Raw genomic sequence first — 23,141 nt, 5'->3', positions numbered from 1 at the left:
TTAGCGGAATGAATATGAAGAATCCAAACAGGGGCGAACGTAAGCCGACGAGTAAACAAGTTGAAGCAACCCAGATGGACATCAAGAAGGTTTTACTGCAATGCGGAATCGACCCGGAGCGTTGGAACGATTTCATATCCTCCGTCAACAATGAGCAACAATGACAAAAATACTACATAAAGACGAAGAACTGGAGGGAGTTCAAGACACAAAAAAACCCAGGAACCGAAGAGATGACTACTCGGGACTGGGTCTTCCTTTATTGGCATTAATCCATGCTGCGCTCCATTCGGACAAAAGCAATAAAACGACGTGCCTCTTCTTCTGTTAAGGGTTTACCATCAATCATCAGGTCAAAGCGCTCCAGCACTTCCTTATCCGATAATTCAAGGGAGTCCACAAATTCCCGGACGTCCTCATCCATAACCACATCGCTCTGCTTCGTACGCCCAATGAGATAATCAATGGATACGCCAAAAATATCAGCAAGCCTGGTTAATACTTCAAAATCCGGCTTGCGTCGATTTTTCTCATAGTGGGAGAGAGCAGCCCTGGTAATATGAATGGAGCTCGCAAGTTCTTCTTGAGTAAGTCCCCGCTGTTCCCTTAATTCAGCAATGCGATTTCCGTAGTTCATACGCTTTTCCCCCTGAACGCCATGTCAAATATATATTATAACAATCCTGAGCTATTTTTTGATCAGGGCAGCTTTCCTGCAAAATGATGACGTCTGGACAGACCTATATCCATAATAGGTCTGTCTAAGTACATCTCATATTGTCGTAAATCAAAAGAACCATGTCCAAATACTGCTTGACATGATACAATTTGTATCGTAAATTGAACGTATGGAAGTTACAAAATGTATCATTTGGAATAATTTAAGTGTCTCCAAGTTGCCTATGCAATATACCCGTGAGAAGGAATAATGGCAACACTTGAAGGCTAATCCATTCTAAAGGAATGAAACCATGAATTCAATGATTCAGGAATGGGCCAATCTAGAATTAAATGTCCATATGTACATTCAGGAGTTTCAGGGTAAGACGGTAGATCGCAAACGACGTCCCGTTCTCTTACTTGGGATGGATACAAAAGCGATTACCTTCCTGAGTGACCTGGTTTTACCGGTATCGTCAACAATGTTGATTGGTTTGGATGTAGAAGATCGCCAAGTATGTTTAAGGCTACAGGCAAGTTTGCAATGGAAAAAGCCCTTTGGGGAGCTCACATTGTATCATTCAAGCCTGCATATTCAGCAAGAGCAGACACTATATATAACTGGACAGTTAAATAACATGCTTCGCGAAGTGCAATTTCCTACGGTATCCCGATTTGCATATGAAAAAGCAGCGGAGCAACCAAATTTGCAGGAAACCTATCATTACATCGATTTTACCATATGAAGCCTGGCAAATTCTAAACATTTTCTGAACAAGCATGTACTTAACGCCATTTTACTATATTTCATAGCGTTGTGCATTAGTTCTTTAACACCAAAAGCATTTTGCGCGATGAATAAAAGGGCGAGGGGGATCATACATTGAGGAAGTTTGGATATGGTTGAAATACACTGCCACATTTTATCAGGTCTTGATGATGGTCCTGTTCATATGGAACAGTCCATCCACATGGCTGAAAAGGCGGCAGCCTCGGGAGTTACCTCGATCATTGCAACTCCGCATCACCTGAACGGGCATTACAATAATGAACCGATTGTGGTCAATCAGGCAGTGGATCTGCTTCGTGCAGAGCTTCACAAACGCAATATCCGCTTGGAGATCCGCCCCGGACAGGAGATCAGGGTACATGAGACTCTAATTCGAGACTTACACGCAGGAAGATGCTGCACACTCGCCGGGAGTCGCTACATGTTGCTGGAATTGCCCTTTGGCTACATTCCCTCGCAGTTCACCGGAATACTCCATGAACTTAGGGTAGCCGGTATTGTCCCTATTATTGCTCATCCGGAAAGAAACATTCCAATTCAGAACAATCCTGGCTTATTGGTTGAATATCTCCATCAGGGCGCATTGATTCAGATCACAGCCCAGTCCATCATAGGACTTTTCGGTCGAAAAGTTCAGAAATGGTGTTTTCATTTTTGCAAAGAAAACCCGTTTCATTTCATTTCATCAGATGCTCATGACATACAAATTCGGTCATTTGCCATGAATGCTGCATATGAGCAGCTTGAGCGCCGATTTGGGTGTGAATTGGTCCAACGCTTGAAAGATAATGCTTGGTCGTTATGGAACAACCAATGGATAGATAGAGAGCATGAAAAACCGCTGGTGCTAAAGCGCAGGTTGTTGTTCTGGTAATCAGTCAGATCAAAAGAACGACCATCATAATTGCCGAGTTGAATGGGAGGAATAAAAGGTGGAACTGAAAGGGTATATGCAAATTTTACGAAAACGCATTTGGATCATCGTAGCCTTTGTTGCTGTTGCTTGCATTGGAGCAGGTGTCAAAAACTACTTTTTTACCGTACCAATTTATGAAGCGAACGCCAAACTGATTGTCAATCAGGCTTATAACGCAGAAGGTATCCCCAGTCTGGATATCGGTTCAATACAAACGAACATTAAAGTCATCAATTCTTATATGGAGATCATTAAATCATCAGCAATCCTCGATAAAGTAGCTGCTACATACCCCGATCTTGGCATGAACGGCAACCAATTGGCACAAAGAATCTCGGTGGCGACTGCGAATGAATCCCAGGTTATGAGTTTAACAGCCACCGGTTTATCTTCTGAAAAAGCGGCCAAAACAGTTAACGCCGTTGCCAAAGTGTTTGAATCACAAATCCCCGTAATTATGAAAGTGGATAATGTAACCATCCTGAGTGAAGCCAAGCCCACGGAATCGTCACGACCCATTAATGTAAATCCAATCGTTAACATCCTAATCAGCTTCCTGGTAGGGCTTCTACTGGCTATAGGTTTTGTATTCCTCTTGGAATACTTGGATGACACATTGAAAACGGAAGACGAATTGGAAAAAGAACTGGGTATCCCGGCTCTCGCTGTCATATCCAAAATCAAGAAGGAAGAAGCTCGCAGTTCTAAGCAGACAACATCTCATAAACAGGTAGGTGATGGCCAGTATGCCACGGTTAACCAATGATAAAGGGAGCCTAGTTACCATGGCTAACCCCAAGTCCAGTTCATCTGAGGCTTATCGGAAATTGAGAACCAACATCCAATTTTCATCCATTGATAGCCAGATCCAAACGATTATGATTGCTTCTGCTTTGTCCGGTGAAGGTAAAACCACAACAATAGGTAATCTGGCTGTAACCTACGCGCAGGAAGGAAAAAAGGTTCTGCTTATGGATACTGACCTGCGTAAACCTGCCGTGCATCGCATATTTAATGTTCCCAACCATGTAGGGCTGACCAGTGTATTGTCTAGTCAATATAAAGTTACGGAAGTTTTGAGAGAAACGGATGTGGAAGGATTACATGTTCTCTCTTCCGGCCCGATTCCCCCTAATCCTTCCGAAATGCTAGGTTCTCGTAAAATGACAGCTCTGCTTGAGAGTCTGAAGGAAGAATATGATGTCATTCTGTTTGACACTCCTCCTGTTCTGGCCGTAACTGACGCTTTAATCATCAGTTCATTGTGCGATGGCGTAATTCTGGTAGTCAGTGCTGGCAAGGTGAAGAAGGATCTGGTCAAAAAGGCAAAGGCACATCTTGAACATGTAAATGCACGGATACTCGGAGCTGTATTGAACAATGTCCAGCTACCAAAAAGTCGGAATGCCGACTATATCGAGAATGTATAAATGATGCATGTTTTAAATAAAAAATAGGATTGTCAAGGTCATGTCTACTACACCTTTATCAAGGTAGGCACTCGGTCACACTGTGGGTAGTGTACCTTAGACGTAAATCGTCAAGGGTGTGACGTGAGGTTGGGTTGAATGCCCCTTTATGAAATTGAAAGTAAGAATTGCATCAATTTATTTCAAGGTTTCATGGATTAATTGGATTAATTGGTTCAACTCATACTTTTAAACTATAAAAAAAAATTAGGATAGGGTGGTATTTATGACTAAAGTGAGGAAAGCAATCATTCCCGCAGCCGGTTTGGGGACCCGATTTTTACCCGCTACAAAGGCAATGCCTAAAGAAATGCTCCCTATCGTAGATAAACCGACGATTCAATACATTGTGGAGGAAGCAGTAGCTTCCGGTATTGAAGACATTATTATTGTAACAGGCAAAGGGAAGCGTGCCATTGAGGATCATTTCGACAGTGCGTTTGAACTGGAACACAATCTGCTGGAAAAAGGTAAGCTGGGTTTGCTGGAAGAAGTCCGGAAATCCTCCAACGTTGATATTCACTACATAAGGCAGAAGGAAGCACTTGGTCTGGGGCATGCAGTCTGGTGTGCGCGGAATTTTATCGGCAATGAACCGTTTGCCGTGTTGCTTGGCGATGACATTGTCGTGTCCGAAGTCCCGTGCACCAAGCAGTTGATTCAACAGTACGAGAAAGTTAATCAATCGGTGCTCGGTGTGAAAACGGTAAGTCCGAGTGAAACTTATCGCTACGGAATTATTGACCCGCTGCATACTGACGGAAGGCTCTCTTCTGTAAATAGCATGGTAGAGAAGCCGCCACTCGGCTCTGCACCTTCCAACCTGGCAATCATGGGACGATACATTTTGACACCTAAAGTATTCGAGTATTTGGAAGAACAAAATGTTGGTGCTGGTGGTGAAATTCAGCTTACAGATGCTCTGCAGATGCTTAATCACGATGAGGGAATCAGCGCGTATGATTTCGAAGGTTCCAGATTCGATGTGGGCGAGAAACTGGGATATATCCTCACTACGCTAGATTTTGCTCTGAAAAATAACGAGCTGCGTGCACCCGTCTTAATGGCGATCGAAGAAATCTTGATGAAGGAAAAATTGAACCAAGTGCTTGTTGCAGGAGGGGATGGTCTGTGAATCTATCGGGACCAGAGTACTATGGAAGCGGCGGAGAAGCCATAGCCAAAGAAGCGAATGGAAAACTGCTTGACCAGCCGTACTCACAACGCGTTGGCGGGTATGCAGATGTGATCAAGCCATTCATAGATTTCTTTGTAGCTGCTTTGCTATTGCTGCTTACATCACCGATCATGCTTGTCATAGCGGTGATGATCAAACTCGATTCCAAAGGACCGATTATATTCAAACAGGAGCGTTACGGAAAAAATGGAATCAAGTTTAATATTTATAAATTTAGAACGATGCGAACGGATGCACCGAAGTATGGGTTATCTCCAACGACAAGCACTGATCCCAGAATTACACGTCTGGGCCGGTTGCTTCGCAAAACGAGTCTGGATGAGCTGCCGCAATTGCTAAACATTATCAAGGGTGATATGAGCTTCGTAGGTCCCAGACCAGAAATGAAACGCATTGTAGAAGAAAATTATACGGATCTGGAGCGCAGACGTTTTCTTGTGAAACCAGGTATAACCGGATTGTGGCAGGTGAGCGAAGCTCGCAAGGAGCCCATTCATCACAATCTGCAATATGATTTCCATTATATCTCCAACGTCTCGCTTCAGTTAGACATTAAAATTATCTTTAGAACCGCCATGGTTATGATTAAAAGCAATACATTTTGACTGATGGAGCGTGAACGTATTGAAACATATTGTAGTGACAGGCGCAGCCGGCTTCTTGGGCTCCCACCTGGTCAAATCACTAATTCACCAAGGTCACCAGGTTACAGGAATTGATAACCTGTCGACAGGAGTATCCAGTAATCTGCAAGAGGTGGCGAATAGCCCCCTCTTTTATTTTCATGAAGCAGACGTTACTCTGCCCGATTCACTTGATTTTCTGATGGATCAATCTGTGGATGAGGTGTACCATCTTGCATCAGCTGCTTCACCCAAATTTTATCAAGCGGATTCGATCGGTACCATATGGGTGAACACCAAGGGAACCTATCATTTGCTTGAGCTCGCTCGAACCAAGGGAGCGAAGTTTCTATTTTCAAGCACGAGTGAAGCTTATGGAGACCCTGAAGTGCATCCACAGCCTGAGAGCTATCGTGGCAATGTGAACACTTGGGGCCCAAGAGCCTGTTACGATGAGGCTAAACGTTTGGGCGAAGTTTTTTGTTATGAATACTACACGAAACACAGAGTTCCCGTTAAAGTAGCGCGCATATTTAATACGTATTCCTCCGGATTGCGTAATGATGATGGCCGTGTCATTTCTAATTTTGTGACCCAGGCACTTACGGGTCAGGATATAACCGTTTATGGGGATGGCTCGCAAACCCGTTCGTTCTGTTATGTGGATGACAATATCCGTGGTCTGCAAAAACTGATGGAAACGGAAGAGGCAAATGGAGAGATTATCAATATCGGCAACCCAACGGAGTACACTGTCCTTGAAGTGGCGTATTTGGTGAAAAAGTTGGCCCAATCCGACAGCAAATTGGTATATCTGCCATTGCCTCAGGATGATCCTAAAGTCCGTCGCCCTGTGATCGATAAGGCACGGAAATTGCTCGGCTGGGAGCCGGAAATTTCACTGGAAACCGGATTGAAGTTAACGATTGAGAATGTTCGTGCCACGCTACAGGAAACCCCATGAAGCTGATTAAAGTGAGATGAGATAAGTGCATAAAATATTGATTGCCCACAGTTTGTATCCACCGCATGTCATTGGCGGGGCTGAAATATCAACGCAAATATTGGCACAGACGCTCAACCCAAGTTATGACGTCAAAGTCATGACTGTTGGCGGTCATAAGCATGGCGAAGTAATCACAGAAACGATTAACGGAATTGAGATATTACGGTTACCGTTTAACAATCGGTATTGGATCGGTGATTCTGCCAAACAAGTATCAACTCCAGATAAAGTGCTATGGCGAGTACAAGATATTTTTAATAGGAAGCAATATCAGCATATAAAACAATATCTTTTACAGACTAAGCCATCGGTCATTCATACTCAAAATATTCCGGGGCTGAGTCTGGCGATCTGGAAGGCAGCTTATGAACTAGATATTCCGGTAGTGCACACCCTCCGGGATTTCTCATTAATTGAGCCTATTAAGATATCGGCATACTCCAGAATGTACAGACAAATTTCCAAGAGATTTAGCCGCATGATCTCGACAGTGATTGGTATATCAGGGCATATTCTCAGAACGCATACGGATATGGGGTTCTTTGAGCGCTCTTCCAAACATGTGATCCATAATATTGTTGAGAACAATGAGGCGGTTCAGAATCTGTATGCCGGTAAAGAGGTACATCATGATCAGCCGCTGGTAATTGGGTACTTTGGGCAACTGACCGAAGTGAAAGGTGTTCAATATTTAATTGAAGCGGTAAAACGGCTAAATGAGCAGGTTGTAGGTAAACTGTTCATTTTTGGGGATGGTCTGATGATGGGTCAGTTGAAGGAAATGTCCGGATCAGACCCAAGAATTATTTTTATGGGAAAACTGGATAAATCACAAATTGCCCAAAAAATGAGGGACATGGATCTTATCATTGTACCTTCCACTTGGGATGAACCATTTGGTAGAGTGGTCATTGAGTCTTATCAAGTAGGTACGCCAATTTACGCATCAAAGGTTGGAGGAATGCCGGAGATTCTATTGGATGCCGAACAATTCTCATTTGCTCCCCATAGCGTAGACGAAATCGTAAAAGCCATTCTTCACTATTTCAATCTGTCAGAGCTAGCTAAAAGCCATTTGAAAAAACAATGCTTTGCGCATTGCGAGTCCTTTAATGAAAATTACCTTCTTAAGGAACATAGTGATATCTATGAGAAGCTAATTAGGCGTGGAGGTTAACATGCAAATGATTTCACTGAATGCCAGATCTCATCCATTCGTTCAGGTGAGATCAGAAGCTCCATCCTCGCTATTTTTGGTTTCGATGCATATTTTGCTGATTTATTTATCTATCTACGGTTTGGTGTCCATTTACGTGGATAATATCGTTATCAGAGCATTAAAAGATGTAGGTATGATCGTGGTTTCTCTTTTTGCATTAAGTAAAGTGTATCGACAACATACGTCCTTTCTAAATCCGTTCTTGTTTGTGCTCGGCTCAATTATCGTTCTCGGCTCATTTAATCTGTTGATGGGTTCGAGTGTGGTGACGCTAATATATGGGCTAAAGATAACTTTTCTACCTTTGATGATGATGTTTACGGGTATGCTATTCGCTAGATACGGTGGAATTTATGCATTTGCTAGAACCAATTTGATTATCTTCATTTTGTTGATTGTTGGTTGGTTAATTCAGTACTCACTGGGCATAGAGAAGTTAATAACGATGGGATTTGTTTATGGCGTAAATATTAAGAACTACTTGGAGGGAGTCCCCCGTTTATCTTCCATTACCTATTCACCCGATAGTTACGCGTATACATTATTGATAACCGGTCTGATTGCTGAGCGTACCAAGTTAGCTGTAAAATACAACTTGTTTCGGATAAGCATTCAACTATTGACGATTGGTTTTTTGTTGTTGTCGACCATTCGCTCAGCCTTGGTGCTGTGGATTGTATATCAAGTAGTCATGTTTTTTTTGAGGATTAGAAAGTATAACAAGAAGAACACATTAATACTTGGATTCACCTTTATGTTGTTACCTGTTGGTGTATTTGTTGGTACCCGCATGTTGAATGCCTACAACCTTTTGTCTGTCTCTTCTTTGCTGGATCGATTCAATAGCTGGGGAAGCAGTCTAACCTCTCCGTTATCAATGCATGGGGCTGTAGGCAACGGTATTGGATCAGTTGGTGCTGCCAGTCGGCGAACTCACATGATTGGGTTGAACTCAAATAACTTTGCAGTTGATAATCAGTATTTTTCTTTTTATGAACAGACGGGGTGGATAGGCCTAATATATGTTGTTGTCTTGTTTATTCTGCTCGCTGTGGCACTTGTTCGTAAAACTGATTTGTTGCCATCTGTAGATAAACTTCGTTTACCACAGATGGCTACTGCACTATTAGCTGGGATTGCAGCTGCAAGTTTAACAACTAATGTACTCGAAATGTTTCCAGCCAATGTGTTTTTCTGGATTGTTATTGGTATGGCCCTTGTAGGGTCTCGTGATGATTATGATAAGCCTCAGAAAGCGGGGTGAGAGCAGTGAGAATTTTGCATATTGGAGAATACGTTGTTGGTGGTATGGCAACCTATCTGAATGAGGTTGTTGCATATCAGCGGCAACATTTTGATGTCTATTTGCTGATGAGCGCCTACAATAGTGCCACAAGTTTTGATTTGGAGCCAGATCGTATTTTTCAATACAAATACAAGCGTCATCCCAAGCACTTTTTTTCAGCTATGTGGCAGATTCATCAGACGATTCGCAAATTACAACCAGATATCATTCACATTCACAGCTCATTTGCAGGATTACTCGCAAGGAGCTTGTTTTTTGTTCAGCCGAGAAAGGCTCGTATTTTTTATTGTTCCCACGGTTGGGCATTTCTTATGGATACGAAGCCATTATTTAAAAAGGGATATTTGTTGATCGAGAAATTGATGGCCTATAAAACGGATGTAATTATTAATATCTCTAAACATGAGCTGGAAAGTTCCATCCAACTTGGGCTATCCGCTTCTAAGTCCAGGCTGGTATATAACGGTGTTCGTGAGCGAGAAGTTAACAGCAGGATTCCATTGGTTGAGGCAGAAAGAGAACCTGATGTTGTGCAGCTATTGTTTGTAGGTAGGTATGATCGGCAAAAAGGACTCGATCTGCTGCTGCAAACATTAAATGAAAATCCTGAACTGCAGAATTATATTCGTTTATATGTCATTGGAGATAGTGTGCTCGAGAATAACGAATGGATTTTTCCGGACAATGTTATCCGTTTGGGTTGGGTGAATAATGCAGATATTGATCGCTATTATCAGCAGTGTGATGCAGTAATTATGCCTTCTCGCTGGGAGGGGTTTGGATTGGTCGCTGTCGAGGCCATGAAAAACCGGAAGCCTGTTATTGCAAGTCGACGTGGAGCTCTACCTGAACTAGTTGAGCACGGAGAAAACGGATACTTATTTGACATTGAATATTCTCATGAACTGCTGCACATTCTCAAACATCTTAATAAAGATGAACTGAAAATTATGGGCGAAGCAGGATATGCCTTGTATAAAGATAAGTTTAGTGCCGAGCGGATGAATGAAGAGCTGGTGAATCTCTATCAGCATGCCTATGCAGACAGTGTAGTCCAGGGAGCTTCAGCACCAGGTCGTTTGGAACTTTCTAAGAGAGCTGGAGATGTACATGACTAAAATATTTATTAATGCACGATTTCTTACCCAAACGATTACTGGAGTTCAACGATATGCACTTGAACTTGTGAAAGAGATGGATGAAATGATTGATCGGGGAGAAATCGATTCTTCCAAATACGAATTCTGTCTGCTGTCCCCTTCAAATATAGTTACTCGACCTGACTTTAAGCATATTCATCACAGAGTGGTCGGTAAACTAAAGGGACACCTCTGGGAACAGCTAGAGCTGCCTTTTCACGCGAAGAATGGCCTCTTGATTAATCTGTGTAACACGGGGCCGGCTTTTAACAAAAATCAGATTGTAACCATTCATGATGCTGCTGTTTTCAATTATCCTAACGCATTTTCATTTGCATTCCGCTCCTGGTACAAATTCCTAATGGTTCGTCTAGGCAAAACCTCAAAAAAAATCATCACGGTATCCCACTTTTCCAAGGGAGAGCTCATGCAGCACTGTAAAATAGCGGAGCACAAGCTGGCTGTCACTCATCTGGGCATCGATCATATTCATCGGAAAAAGGCTGCTGAAGGAACGAAAGAAAAATATGGAATTCAATCTCCGTATATTCTGGCGGTTAGTACAATGAATCCTTATAAAAATTTTAATTTGATTTTTGATGTGCTACCTGAGATCGAGGCTCATCATCTGAACGTAGTTATTGTCGGCTCCAAAAACAGTAAGGTTTTTGGCGAACAAGCATTGACTGAATCGGATGCAGTAAATTGGGTGGGCTATGTTACGGATGAAGAACTAAAGGCACTATACGAAGATGCTGCCGGTTTTATTTTTCCTTCTTTATATGAAGGTTTCGGTTTGCCGCCGCTGGAAGCAATGGCAACAGGCTGCCCAGTCATTGTATCCTCTCGTGCCTCTATCCCTGAAGTATGCGGGGATGCAGTTCTGTATTTTGATCCTAACAATCCCAAAGAAGCCGCTTCACGATTAATTGAGATTACATCAGACCCAGATTTAAGCCAGCAGTTGTCGCATAAAGGCAAAGATCATTCAGGTCTATTTTCCTGGAACAAATGTGCAAAAGACACGGTGAATATCATTATGAGCACAGTGTAAATAGTGAACCCATATGGTCTTTCAAGGGAGATAAATCGCATGACTAAAGTTTTTGTCGCAATAGATTTTCCGCCAGAAAAAGGAGGGATTCATGATTATGCCTATGGGCTAATCTCTCAGATTCCTTCAGAAGAGGTTACGGTTTTAACAAATAAAATCAAAGATACGGTGGAATCGAATCAGTTTGACAGTAAAGCAGACTTTGAGGTCATTCGTAAGAGAATATACTGGAACTCCAACAAGGTTCTGCTAATCCTATCGCAAGTTATTTTAATTCTACAGCTTATTATTCTGAAATGGCGTAGAAAGACGAGTGAGATTCACTTTGTTAATGTGTTTCCGGTAGGCGTTGCCGGACCGTTCATGAAAGCAGTCTTTGGGGTGAAATACTTCCCTTACATTCACGGTCTGGATGTCATGGGGATGGTAAACAGCCGGTTATTTCCGCTCCTAATGATTATTCTTAGACGATCTGACAAGGTAATTGCGAACAGTCAGTATACCAAGTCAAAGTTGATTGAGCTAGGCATATCTGAACAGCAGATCGTTATTATTCCTCCAGGCTTGAATGTTAGCAAATTGAGTGGGAATTCCGAATTAAATGAAGATGTCCGGGACAAATATGACCTGCATTGCAAAAAAGTAATGATTACTGTCTCGCGCCTTGTTGAGCGGAAGGGGCATGATATTACGCTAAGAGCGATTCGCCATGTCATCCCGCGCATTCCCCATCTGAAATATGTCATATGTGGTGATGGACCTTATCGAAGTGAGCTGGAGCGTTTGGTTCGGCAGTATGCTCTTGAGGATGTAGTCGTTTTTACAGGAGGTATCTCCGATGACGAACTTCATCAATTGTATCAATGCTCCGATCTGTTTATCATGCCGAGTCGAGACATTAAGGAAAAAGGTGATGTTGAAGGTTTCGGGATTGTATTTTTGGAAGCTAACTATTACCGGTTACCTGTCATTGGTGGCAACAGCGGCGGTATTCCCGATGCCGTCAGGGATCACGTTACCGGCTATCTTGTTGATCCATTGGACGAAAGGGAGATTGCAGACCGGATCGAACAATTGGTGGTGGATGAGGTACTGGCACAAAAGCTCGGCGATAATGGCTACGACTGGGTTATCAATCATTGTCTTTGGTCACATCGTGGTCAGCTGTTAAGACAATTGGCCTGAGCACAAAAAAACTGCATATTTTGGGGTGAGAAGATGAGGGCATCAGTAGCCATCTGTACACACAACAGGGGACATGACACCATGCAGGCTGTTGATAGTATATTAAGAGGCGAGTCTGACTACAAGACATATGAAATTTTGGTTATTGATAATCGTTCTACGGATAACACAAAAGAATTGTTCGAATCCATGAACTTCCCGGAACATGTGCGATATGTTTTTGAGCCGCAACTAGGATTGTCCTATGCAAGGAACAGGGCCATTGAGGAGGCAAAGGGAGAGTTTGTCATGTTTTTGGATGACGATGCCCTTGCTGCTCCAACATGGGTTGATGAAGTTATAAAAATATTTGATATGGATCCTGCCATTGGTTGTGTAGGAGGCAAGATCGTTCCCATTTGGGAAGGTGGAAAACCGGAGTGGATTCCAGATGAAATTGTTACTTTGTATACAGTAATGGACTTCTCGGACAGTGTTGTGGAGATGAAGGCTCCTCATATTCCGTTTGGGGCGAACGTATCATTTAGAAAGAGCATATTTAGGGAAATCCAGCCCTTTAGAGTAGATCTTGGTCGTGTCGGAAATAACCTGATGTCGAGTGAAGAGAGTGAACTCATTGGCCGGGTTCGATTAGTTCATAAGATTTATTACAGTCCATATGCGGTGGTAGAACATAAGATTGCTAAAAGCAGATTGAATAAACGTTGGTTGTTTCGCCGGGTATACTGGCAAGGTATTAGTGACGCAACCCGATATCAAAAAAGCGCATGGGGAATTTATAAACATCTGATTCGAATCGCACAGTCGGTTTTACTTATTGTGATCTCGTTTAACAATGTAAAAAAAGTGACCAGTCAGATGGCTAAAATATCTTATCGTAATGGAACGATTGTTGGTTCATTCCGAAATGGCAAAGGATTGAACATGTAATGAACATGGCCGTTGCCAAAAACAGACGTGACTACAGCATGATTCAAAACATTCTCATGACCAGTTTTGCCAATATTCTCATTATGGGTGTTACAACACTGACGTCCATTGTGACAGCCCGCATGTTTGGGGCTACGGGTAAAGGCGAGCTTGCCGCTGTGCTGTTCTGGCCTGCATTTATATCAGGACTTGCAGCTCTCGGGTTACCGACTTCACTAATCTACAACGTTAAAAAACACAGTGATCAATTGCCGACATACATCAGCATGAGTTTTGCCGTCCAGCTTCCGATTAGTCTAATTGCCAGCATAATCAGTTGGTTTGGTATTCCCTTATGGCTCTCAGGATACTCTGAATCCGTAGTTACCATTGCACGTTGGTATACGGTCTCCATGGTACCTGTTCTATTACTTATGGGAGTGCTGGCGGCATCAGCTCAAGGCACGGAAAAGTTCCATATTTATAATCTGTCCCGACTGCTTGCACCTCTTTTTAATTTGTTTGGACTTGTTGCACTATGGGCTACAGGGTTATTAACTGTGGAGAAAGCCATCATGATCAGTTTTGCAGCCAATATTCTGGTTCTGCTTGGTTACATGTTCATGATGCGACAACAGATTTTCGGTCCGATCAATCAATTAGTCGCCCAATTCAAAACTTGCATTCACTTGTTTAGTTACGGCATTCGCGTGTATGGAGTAGAGTTGTTGGGAACGTTGTATAACCAGTTCGACAAAATTATTATTCTGGCGCTATTAACACCGATGGATTTTGGTTTATATTCTGTTGTTTATGCGCTGTCCCGCATGTTCAATGTAGTACAGATGGCAATCACGAATGTGATATTTCCCAAAGTTGCAGGAATGGAACAGGAGAAAGTGCTGACACTTGTAGGAAGAGCTTTTCGAATCAGTATGGTTCTTATGACGATCATCATCATACCCAGTATGCTGATTGGTCGTTTTTTTATTGGCCTACTATTTGGACCTGAGTTTCTCCAGGCGAGCAGTACCTTTTATCTGCTTTCTCTTGAATGCATTGTAGGCGGAGGATCATGGATTCTGGCTTCAGCTTTTAATGCACTGGGTCGACCAGGCGTAATTGTTTTACGTCAGGTTATTGCACTTGGTGTGACGATTACCTTGTTTTTTGTGTTAACTCCGTTGTTTGGACTGTTTGGGATTGGCCTCGCCCTGTTGCTGGGCTCATTTGTACGTATTTTGATGTCATTGATATCCATATCTGTCATCTTCAAGATGCCGATTCGCAAAATGCTCTATGACCGAGCAGATATTTTATTCCTGAAGGATCGTTTAAGAGAGAAAAATATACTCAAAGGAGCCGGAAAAGATGCCAAACTTGCAAAAGACTCATCGCATGGATGAGTTGAAGAAGAAGCTTGAGCAGATATTGGAGATCATGCCTCCTGAGTCCAAAATCTACTATATTGATTATCCTGTGCATAGCAATTGCGGCGATCTGTTGATTATGAAAGGGACGGAAGCCTTTTTCAAAGACTATCGAATAAAAGTTGCTGAACGTTACAGTGTTCACGATTTTAATGAACAAACGGTGATCCCGAAAGACCACATTATTGTGCTGCATGGTGGTGGGAATTTCGGCGATTTATACGAAGCCCATCAGCGTCTCCGGGAAAATATAATACGAAAATATCCCGAGCATCGGATCATTATTCTTCCTCAAACGATCTTCTTCAAGGAAGAAACAGCTCTGCGTAAAACGGCTGAAGTATTCAGCCAACATTCCGATCTTCATTTGTTTGTACGAGATGAACCCTCTTATCAGATAGCAACGGAAAACTTTAAAGGGTGCCATGTTTCATTAATACCAGATATGGCACATCAATTGTGGCCGATCGAGAGAAATAGCTCCCCGCGTAAAGAACGATTGAATTTTTATAGAACAGATATTGAAAAAGCCGCAGAACCCTCCCATATGGTTGCAGATCAGCAAGGAGATTTCCTGGATTGGCCTACCTTGTACAATCGGTACGAGCGCAAACTGGTATATTGGCTGGGACTTGGACTTCGGAAAGGAAAAGGCAGACGGCTGCTTCAGAAGATCTGGATGAAGTATAGTGATTATTTGGTAAACAAAGCGATTCGTTGTTTTAGTGAATATGAGATGATCCATTCTTCCAGATTGCATGGTCACATCTTGTCTTGTTTGATGGCAAAGCCCAATCTTCTAATTGATAATTCCTACGGTAAAAACTCCGGATATTATCGAATATGGACCCACCAGGTCAACACGGCAACATTGGATTTATCTTCTAAGAAAAGTGCAAAGATCGATCATAATTACATTGAGTCAACCGTGTCTGTGTAGGTTGCACATCAATTTCAAGGAGCATCCGTTTTTTGAAAAATATAGAGTGGAGTGATCATATTGCGAATCGTGCTTCTCTCAGGAGGATCGGGGAAAAGGTTGTGGCCCTTGTCCAATGATACACGTTCCAAGCAGTTCCTCAAAGTGCTTGAAGGTCCCCAGGGGCAGTCGGAGTCAATGGTGCAGCGGGTATGGAGACAGTTACAGCAGACCGGATTGAGTGAACAGGCGACGATTGCAACAAGCAAGCCACAGGTGGAGATTTTACAAAGCCAACTGGGTGAGGAGGTTGACCTTGTGGTTGAGCCGGAACGCAGGGATACCTTCCCTGCCATTGCTTTAGCGGCTGTCTACCTCTACTCGGTGCAGGGTGTCAGCCTGAACGAAACCGTAGCCGTACTTCCGGTTGACCCTTATGTGGAGGAATCTTTCTTTTATAAAGTTATGGATCTTGAACAGATTCTGGCGGAATCCAAAGTGGATTTGGCATTGATCGGAGTGAAACCCACCTATCCTTCGGAAAAATATGGTTATATTGTAACGGAACCAAGCGAAACAAGAGAAAAAGAGCATATGCAATATGCCAAGGTAACCCGTTTTCAAGAGAAACCTCGCGAGGCTGAAGCAGCAGAGATGATAAAACAATCTGCCCTTTGGAATTGCGGGGTTTTTGCGTTCAAACTCAATTATCTGATTAATCTGCTGATCGAGCTTGAGCTGCCAATTCAGTATGAAGAGATGCTCAAGCAATACGGAAGGTTGGAGAAAATCAGCTTCGATTATCAAGTCGTTGAAAAGGCCTCTCAAATTGTAGTTACACCCTACGATGGGTATTGGAAAGATCTGGGGACGTGGAACACGCTGACAGATGAAATGAGCACAAACATTGTGGGCAAGGGTGTAGTTACAGATAGTTCAGTAAACACACATCTGGTCAATGAGTTGAATATTCCGGTATGCGTTCTGGGCGTTTCAAACGTGATTGTCGCTACGAGCCCGGATGGTATCCTGGTCAGCGAGAAAGAGGCAAGCCCACAAATCAAAGAACTCCTTAAAGATAGTACGGAACGTCCCATGTATGAAGAACGCCGCTGGGGCTGTTACAAGGTTCTTGATTATACTCGAAATTCTCAGGGAGAAGAGGTACTAACCAAACGCATTATCATTGGGGCCGGTAAAAATTTATCTTACCAGTACCATCTGAAACGAAACGAAGTATGGACAGTCGTTTCCGGACAAGGTGAATTGATTCTGGACGGTGATATCAGACAAATTAATCAGGGCGATACCATTTCAATTCCGTCTGGCGGAAAACATAGTGTAAAAGCTGTTACAGAACTTGAAATTATTGAAGTCCAGATGGGCAGTGAACTGATCGAAGAGGACATTGTAAGAATTGAAATGGAATGGGCAGACATCATCCAAAATTGTGTGAACTGGGGGAAAACAAGATGAATATTGCGGTAATTGGAACAGGGTACGTAGGTCTTGTATCGGGAGTCTGCTTTTCGGAGATCGGCAATCGGGTCATCTGTGTAGATAACAATCAGGACAAAGTAGATATGCTTAATGCAGGTGAAGTTCCCATTTACGAGCCTGGACTCAAAGAACTCATGGTCGCCAACAAGCGAGCAGGCAAGTTATCCTTTACGTCCGATATCGCTGAAGCCATTCGTGAATCCGATATTATCTTCATCGCAGTAGGAACCCCCTCTTTGCCAAATGGAGATGCCAATCTGGGGTATGTCGAGCAAGTAGCTATCGAAATTGGGACCCACCTGGAGAGCTACAAAATTGTGGTGACCAAAAGCACGGTACCTGTGGGTACCAATGATCGGGTAAGAGAGTTGATTCAAAGTATTTCTACCCAACCATTTGATGTCGCTTCTGTCCCCGAATTTTTACGGGAAGGCTCTGCAGTGAAGGATACGTTGAATCCGGATCGCATCGTAATTGGTACGGACAGTGAACGGGCAGTCCAAGCACTCAAGAAACTTCATCGCCCACTAACCGAAAATCTCATCATTACTGACATCCGGTCAGCAGAGATGATTAAATACGCGTCCAATGCATTCCTCGCAACGAAAATATCCTTTATTAATGAAATCTCGAATATTTGTGAAAAGGTTGGCGCAGATGTTACTCGCGTAGCAGAAGGCATGGGATATGATAAACGAATTGGTTCTTCATTCCTGAAAGCTGGTATCGGTTATGGAGGGTCTTGTTTCCCCAAAGATACACAGGCTCTGATTCAAATCGCGGGCAAAGTTGATTATGATTTCAGACTATTAAAATCCGTTGTCCAGGTTAACCAGGATCAACGGTTTAATGTGATTCGCAAACTTGAAGAGATTTTCGGTACCGTTAGCGGTAGAACCATTGCCGTCTGGGGACTTGCTTTTAAACCGGATACGGATGATGTAAGGGATGCACCTGCTATTGACATTATTAGGTATTTAACAGAAGCAGGGGCTGTTGTGAAGGCTTATGATCCTATCGCTACTGCCAACTTCCGCAAAGAAATGGATGTCGCCTCGATCGCATGGGAAGATAACCCGCTTCAGGCTGCCAAAGGAGCTGACGCACTTTGCGTGCTGACGGAATGGAAAGAGTTCTCCCAGATGAACCTGATGGAACTTGCGAGCATGATGAATGAAGCGATTATGATTGACGGGCGTAACGTCTACAACAAAGAACAAATTCATGCATCTGGGTTCCAATATTACTCTGTAGGCCGCCCTAGTCTCAATCATGCGGAGGGTAAAGCCGCAGCGATCATCTAAGCAGAAATATCATCATAACGTGAGTGAGGACATACCATGAAAAAGTGGATGAAAATTTCAATCTGGGTGGTTTCCATTTTTGTCATTGCTGTGTTTGGGTATGCGATGTATTTATACCAATCCGTGAAGTCTACAGCTGATCAGATTTACGAGCCGCGTGATCCGGCGCAGCCTGTCTCTGTTTCGGACAATAGGGGCGGGCTGCCAGTAGATATCAATAACAAGGAGCCATTCAATGCTCTTATTCTGGGAGTGGATGAACGTCCGAACGACCCAGGGCGCTCGGATACAATGATCGTATTAAGTGTGAATCCTGGAAAAAAACAAGTGCTCATGTTTAATATTCCGAGGGATACACGAACCGAGATTATTGGCCACAACACAGAAGACAAAATTAATCATGCGTATGCCTTCGGCGGTGTAGACATGTCGGTGAGAACCGTAGAACAATTTCTGGATGCCCCCATTCATTATTATATGAAAGTGGACATGGAAGGTTTTGCGAAAATCATTGATCTGGTCGGAGGTGTAGATGTAAATAATCCATTTGCATTTGATTATGAGGGTTACCGTTACGAGCAGGGAAATATTCATTTGAATGGTGTGGCTGCCTTGGGTTTTTCGAGAATGCGGTATGATGACCCCCAAGGAGACTTGGGGCGTAATGGACGGCAACGTGAGGTTCTGAAGCAGATGATGAAAAATACGATGCAATTCTCCAGTGTACTCAATCTTCAAAATATGCTGGATGAACTGGGTACACATGTCAGAACAGACCTGACTTTTGATGAAATGAAGGAACTTATTCTTGATTATCGCAGTGATCTCGAAAATGTGGACACCGTGGAAATCAAGGGTAAAGGCGAAAAGATCAACGGAATCTACTATTATATTGTGGAACAGCAGGAGCGAGATCGCATTCACGGGATAATTGAAGAGAATTTAAAAAATTAAGAATCTTCGATGGGCAACGAAAGTGGTGATGACAATAATTGTGGAGGAGGGCTCCAGAAAAAGGAGACATGGTCGCAAACGAAGAGTGTACGGTTTTATTCTGTCCCTGCTGTTGATCGCAGCCTGGGTTTTGGTGATCTGGTCCATGTCCAAACAATCATATCAGCAGCAGACCATCCAGCCTTGGCTGCATCAATGGTCCGAAAAAGTCAAAATCGGATTTGTATTGCCTGATGTGCAATTCACTTACGGAGAGCATGACTATTCTTTGAGACAGAGACCTTATGATTTCGCAGAGTTTATATTTCGCAAGAGCGCACACTTATTTGTCTATGCTGTGCTGGCGGTGCTTGTCTACGGAGGACTGCGGTACAGGAAAATGCATATGCTGACCTGTATCGCTGCTTCACTGATTGTTGTAGCGATTATTGCGTCTATTGATGAGTATATACAGCAGTTCAGCCCTAACCGGACAAGTTCGATACGTGACATTGGAGTGGATCTGATTGGTGGCTGCTGTGGAATTACAATTTTTGTGGCGATGAAGACCATGATCCGGAAACGAAGATCTCGCAGACATTCTTCAAGTCAAACCAAGTGATTTCCCAGGAAATGCTCTTTGCCAACCAGCTTCTACTTTCCTGCTATCCATCATAAGTATGGAGTAGGACAGGAGGGATGGACATGCTGCGAAGACGCAATCGCAATGCTTTGTTCAGAAAGATCGGGTTCATCGCACTTGTGCTGCTGCTGTTATGGCTTATAGCCAAAACCATTCCATATCTTTTTCGTGCCGATGCTCCGGATGAAGCTGCTTCGGTGGTTGAAGAGTTTTATCATTATGAGCAGGCGGGAGATTTCGGCAGTTCATGGGAACTGTTTCACCCACTGATGAAGGAACGTTTCTCCAAAAGCGCCTATTTGCAGTCCAGAGCACATATTTTTATGCAGCATTTTGGCGTGGAAACATTTGAGTTCGAGATGGAAAAACCGGAACGGGAATTTGATGTCACGGTGATTGACGGCGTGGAGCCATTTGCCGAGGCTTACAAAATCGGAATAACCATGAAGTACAGAAGCACCTTCGGTCAATTGGATCTTGTACAGACCTGCTATGTGGTGAAGGATGGGCAGGACTGGACATTGCTCTGGTATTACCCTGGAAAGGGTGGGGAGCAGCACTCCAGTGACAGTCATGAATGATCTTCTGAGGCGGGTAGTCGGATGATATCGATCCATACTTTGCATCATATTGTATCATTCTTCCTAAGGGAAGCTCTATAAATGCGAGACTTTTGTCGCATTTATAGAGCTTTTTTTGCGTTTCATCCCTCTTTAAAGGGTGATAGGGCTTGACAATAGTCCTGGGGTCAAGTAAATTACGAGTTAGATACAAAATGTATCAAAATTCAGCTTCTAACGACAAATAACAGGGACGACATCGCTCCTTGTTGAGGGGAAGGAATTTCAGTGATCGAAACGAGCCGCTTTTACTGTGTCAGTTGTGGGATGATTGTGTCGGTTGGTAGAGGCTCTGTCGAATCAAAGGAAGAGGGCTATGGAGGCAATCACGTATTTCGCACCGGATTTTACCGGAGTGAAATGCCGCTTGGATGCTGTGGAGCGTGTCAGATCCATACAAAGCGCAAGGAGAACACCCAGTTTACGGGACAATATACTAAAGATTATGATACACTATGTTCATATGAGAAACGGGCCTGATTAAATCTGCCCGTTGATGAGGGAGGGAATTGAATGCAGCAGGAGCCGGTCGTCCGACTTCAGGGCGTCAGTAAAATCATATCTTCCCGATCGTTGGTCAGCGACCTGACTCTGGATATTTCTCCGGGGCAGGTTTTTGGTTTTTTAGGGCCTAATGGTGCCGGGAAAACGACAACGATCCGAATGATGGTCGGACTAATGTCCATTAGCAAGGGAGATATTTTCATCTCGGGACACAGTGTAAAGAATGAATTTGAACAGGCAGTGGCTAATGTGGGAGCCATTGTAGAAAATCCGGAAATGTACAAGTTTCTCACCGGATACCAGAATCTTGTGCATTTTGCCCGCATGTCTCCAGGGATTACGAAGGAGCGCATTGCGGAAACCATTGAGCGCGTGGGGCTGACCGCCCGGATTCATGATAAGGTGAAAACCTATTCTCTGGGGATGCGTCAGCGCCTTGGTGTTGCCCAGGCCATATTACATAAGCCAAAGCTGCTTGTACTCGATGAGCCAACCAATGGTCTTGATCCGCAGGGGATTCGGGAATTAAGGGATTATCTGCGCCAGCTCAGCCGTGAGGAAGGCATTACCGTCTTTGTTTCGAGCCACTTATTGTCGGAGATGGAACTGATGTGTGATACGGTTGCCATCATCCAGAACGGTAAACTGATTGATGTGAGAAACCTCAGAGCCGAAGCCGGGACAGATGCACTCACGGAAGTTGCCTTTGAGGTGAATGACGCGCAGCGTGCCGCAGAACTGGTTCATGATGCTACGGTCCAAGGGAATATGCTTGTGGTACGTATGTCACGTGACCAGATTCCGGATCTAAATGCCAAACTGGTGAGTGAAGGCATTCAGGTATACGGGATCCGTAACGTAACGCACACACTCGAAGATCAATTTTTACAAGTGACTGGGGGCGGAGGTATTGCCTAACTTTGGTAATCTTTTATTGAATGAAAATATGAAAATATTCCGGCGGCCCCGCACGTGGATCATGCTTTCATTTTTGGCGTTAATCTCGCTGTTGTTTCCGGTGCTGCTGAGAGAAGGCATGGCAGCCGGTGACGTTTACTTCTGGGAAGCAGCTATTACTACGGTACAGATCGTGTTCTTCCTGAATACCATCTTCTGTGTTGTCATTGCAGCTGAAGCGGTAGCAGGGGAATTCACATGGGGGACCATCAAGCTGCTGCTCATTCGTCCATGGTCACGAAGCAAGATTTTGGCCTCAAAATACGTGACTGTCATTGCGTTCAGTCTGCTTAGTACGATTCTGATCCTCTTGCTCGCAACGGGCATGTCCTATCTGCTATTCTCCCATGATGGATCTGTGAGCGGAAGCGGCAGTTCGGCATCGTATGCGTTTGAGTTATGGGCATATCTGTATGTCGATCTGTTTATTACGCTGGCTATTGCTTTTATGGTTTCCTCCGTGTTTCGTTCGGGGGCATTGGCGATTGGCCTTTCATTGTTTATCATGTTCACCCAGAGTATATTTGCCTTGATTTTCAATCCGGATCGGTATGAATGGGCCAAGTATGTCCTGTTCAATAACATGGATCTCAGCCGGTATATGAGTTCAGGAATGGACTTTGGATTGCTCGGCGGGGGTAACGCGGGAATGACCCTTGGTTTCTCCGTTGCTGTACTGGCGGTTTATTATGTCATCTTTATGGTCATTTCATGGGTTGTTTTCAGTAAAAGAGATGTGGCAGGCTAACCGCCTGCTGCTTTTTTTTTGCCCATTTTACTCACTGAGAACAAGGAGACCTCACGATAAAAGACTTCCATTGTGGCAATACTTGCGTTTAAGGGTACATATAATCAGG

24 protein-coding genes are annotated in these 23,141 nt (G+C 43.6%); 23 read left to right on the top strand and 1 reads right to left on the bottom strand.

The genetic code is table 11. The annotated features are described in order from the left end of the window. The first annotated feature begins 8 nt into the window (after positions 1–8). Entirely contained in the window at positions 9–164 is a 156-nt protein-coding gene (locus AB3N00_RS11990) for a hypothetical protein (protein WP_413034715.1), read from the top strand. Positions 165–268: 104 nt separating this feature from the next. On the opposite strand, the gene AB3N00_RS11985 is transcribed toward AB3N00_RS11990, so the two are convergent. Further along, entirely contained in the window at positions 269–637 is a 369-nt protein-coding gene (locus tag AB3N00_RS11985) for a helix-turn-helix domain-containing protein (protein ID WP_175398177.1), read from the bottom strand. Positions 638–971: 334 nt separating this feature from the next. Between AB3N00_RS11985 and AB3N00_RS11980 the strand changes: the two genes are divergently transcribed. From AB3N00_RS11980 to AB3N00_RS11875, 22 genes are all read left to right on the top strand, one after another. After that, positions 972–1,406 carry a hypothetical protein gene (locus tag AB3N00_RS11980; RefSeq protein WP_413034714.1) on the top strand — a complete coding sequence of 145 codons (435 nt, stop codon included), beginning with the start codon at positions 972–974 and terminating at the stop codon, positions 1,404–1,406. Positions 1,407–1,559: 153 nt separating this feature from the next. Further along, a complete protein-coding gene (locus tag AB3N00_RS11975; RefSeq protein ID WP_413035259.1) occupies positions 1,560–2,324 on the top strand; it encodes a tyrosine-protein phosphatase in 765 nt (254 codons plus the stop codon). 58 nt (positions 2,325–2,382) lie between these two features. Next, positions 2,383–3,132, top strand: coding sequence for a YveK family protein (locus AB3N00_RS11970; protein WP_413034713.1), 750 nt, complete (start codon positions 2,383–2,385; stop codon positions 3,130–3,132). Then, entirely contained in the window at positions 3,113–3,796 is a 684-nt protein-coding gene (locus tag AB3N00_RS11965) for a CpsD/CapB family tyrosine-protein kinase (protein ID WP_413034712.1), read from the top strand. Before AB3N00_RS11970 ends, AB3N00_RS11965 begins: the two co-directional genes overlap by 20 nt. A 265-nt stretch (positions 3,797–4,061) precedes the next feature. Further along, complete coding sequence (gene galU, locus AB3N00_RS11960) at positions 4,062–4,970, top strand: UTP--glucose-1-phosphate uridylyltransferase GalU (protein WP_127538123.1); 909 nt, start codon at positions 4,062–4,064, stop codon at positions 4,968–4,970. After that, the gene (locus tag AB3N00_RS11955; protein WP_413034711.1) at positions 4,967–5,638 is read left to right on the top strand and encodes a sugar transferase; all 672 of its coding nucleotides are present in this window, start codon (positions 4,967–4,969) and stop codon (positions 5,636–5,638) included. The genes galU and AB3N00_RS11955 overlap by 4 nt, the downstream gene beginning before the upstream one ends. Before the next feature lie 19 nt (positions 5,639–5,657). Beyond that, complete coding sequence (locus AB3N00_RS11950; protein ID WP_413034710.1) at positions 5,658–6,620, top strand: NAD-dependent epimerase/dehydratase family protein; 963 nt, start codon at positions 5,658–5,660, stop codon at positions 6,618–6,620. A gap of 37 nt (positions 6,621–6,657) precedes the next feature. After that, positions 6,658–7,839: a glycosyltransferase gene (locus AB3N00_RS11945; RefSeq protein ID WP_413034709.1), complete on the top strand. Its 1,182-nt coding sequence runs from the start codon at positions 6,658–6,660 to the stop codon at positions 7,837–7,839. 1 nt (position 7,840) lies between these two features. Next, positions 7,841–9,145, top strand: a complete 1,305-nt coding sequence (locus tag AB3N00_RS11940; RefSeq protein WP_413034708.1) for an O-antigen ligase family protein — start codon at positions 7,841–7,843, stop codon at positions 9,143–9,145. A gap of 5 nt (positions 9,146–9,150) precedes the next feature. Next, entirely contained in the window at positions 9,151–10,305 is a 1,155-nt protein-coding gene (locus AB3N00_RS11935) for a glycosyltransferase (RefSeq protein ID WP_413034707.1), read from the top strand. Further along, on the top strand, positions 10,298–11,380 hold the full coding sequence (locus AB3N00_RS11930; RefSeq protein ID WP_413034706.1) for a glycosyltransferase family 4 protein: 1,083 nt from the start codon (positions 10,298–10,300) through the stop codon (positions 11,378–11,380). Before AB3N00_RS11935 ends, AB3N00_RS11930 begins: the two co-directional genes overlap by 8 nt. A 39-nt stretch (positions 11,381–11,419) precedes the next feature. After that, a complete protein-coding gene (locus AB3N00_RS11925) occupies positions 11,420–12,565 on the top strand; it encodes a glycosyltransferase family 4 protein (protein ID WP_413034705.1) in 1,146 nt (381 codons plus the stop codon). A gap of 33 nt (positions 12,566–12,598) precedes the next feature. Continuing rightward, positions 12,599–13,495 (top strand): glycosyltransferase, encoded by an 897-nt coding sequence (locus AB3N00_RS11920; protein ID WP_413034704.1) that lies wholly within the window; start codon positions 12,599–12,601, stop codon positions 13,493–13,495. Continuing rightward, positions 13,495–14,880 carry an oligosaccharide flippase family protein gene (locus AB3N00_RS11915; protein WP_413034703.1) on the top strand — a complete coding sequence of 462 codons (1,386 nt, stop codon included), beginning with the start codon at positions 13,495–13,497 and terminating at the stop codon, positions 14,878–14,880. The genes AB3N00_RS11920 and AB3N00_RS11915 overlap by 1 nt, the downstream gene beginning before the upstream one ends. Continuing rightward, on the top strand, positions 14,846–15,844 hold the full coding sequence (locus AB3N00_RS11910) for a polysaccharide pyruvyl transferase family protein (protein ID WP_175398188.1): 999 nt from the start codon (positions 14,846–14,848) through the stop codon (positions 15,842–15,844). Before AB3N00_RS11915 ends, AB3N00_RS11910 begins: the two co-directional genes overlap by 35 nt. A 60-nt stretch (positions 15,845–15,904) precedes the next feature. Further along, complete coding sequence (locus AB3N00_RS11905) at positions 15,905–17,299, top strand: sugar phosphate nucleotidyltransferase (RefSeq protein WP_413034702.1); 1,395 nt, start codon at positions 15,905–15,907, stop codon at positions 17,297–17,299. Continuing rightward, positions 17,296–18,627, top strand: coding sequence for a UDP-glucose dehydrogenase family protein (locus AB3N00_RS11900; protein ID WP_413034701.1), 1,332 nt, complete (start codon positions 17,296–17,298; stop codon positions 18,625–18,627). The genes AB3N00_RS11905 and AB3N00_RS11900 overlap by 4 nt, the downstream gene beginning before the upstream one ends. Before the next feature lie 36 nt (positions 18,628–18,663). After that, complete coding sequence (locus AB3N00_RS11895) at positions 18,664–19,581, top strand: LCP family protein (protein ID WP_413034700.1); 918 nt, start codon at positions 18,664–18,666, stop codon at positions 19,579–19,581. Between the two features lie 28 nt (positions 19,582–19,609). Further along, positions 19,610–20,182, top strand: a complete 573-nt coding sequence (locus AB3N00_RS11890; RefSeq protein WP_413034699.1) for a VanZ family protein — start codon at positions 19,610–19,612, stop codon at positions 20,180–20,182. 83 nt (positions 20,183–20,265) lie between these two features. Then, entirely contained in the window at positions 20,266–20,784 is a 519-nt protein-coding gene (locus AB3N00_RS11885) for a hypothetical protein (protein WP_413034698.1), read from the top strand. A gap of 552 nt (positions 20,785–21,336) precedes the next feature. Continuing rightward, positions 21,337–22,245 (top strand): ABC transporter ATP-binding protein, encoded by a 909-nt coding sequence (locus AB3N00_RS11880; RefSeq protein ID WP_413034697.1) that lies wholly within the window; start codon positions 21,337–21,339, stop codon positions 22,243–22,245. Next, on the top strand, positions 22,238–23,032 hold the full coding sequence (locus tag AB3N00_RS11875; RefSeq protein WP_413034696.1) for an ABC transporter permease: 795 nt from the start codon (positions 22,238–22,240) through the stop codon (positions 23,030–23,032). The genes AB3N00_RS11880 and AB3N00_RS11875 overlap by 8 nt, the downstream gene beginning before the upstream one ends. Positions 23,033–23,141 lie beyond the last annotated feature (109 nt).

It is taken from the genome of Paenibacillus xylanilyticus, assembly GCF_047246825.1.
In the GTDB taxonomy this organism is placed as follows: domain Bacteria; phylum Bacillota; class Bacilli; order Paenibacillales; family Paenibacillaceae; genus Paenibacillus; species Paenibacillus xylanilyticus_B.
The sequence above is the reverse complement of the archived record's forward strand: the minus strand, read 5'-3'. Positions and strand labels throughout refer to the sequence as shown.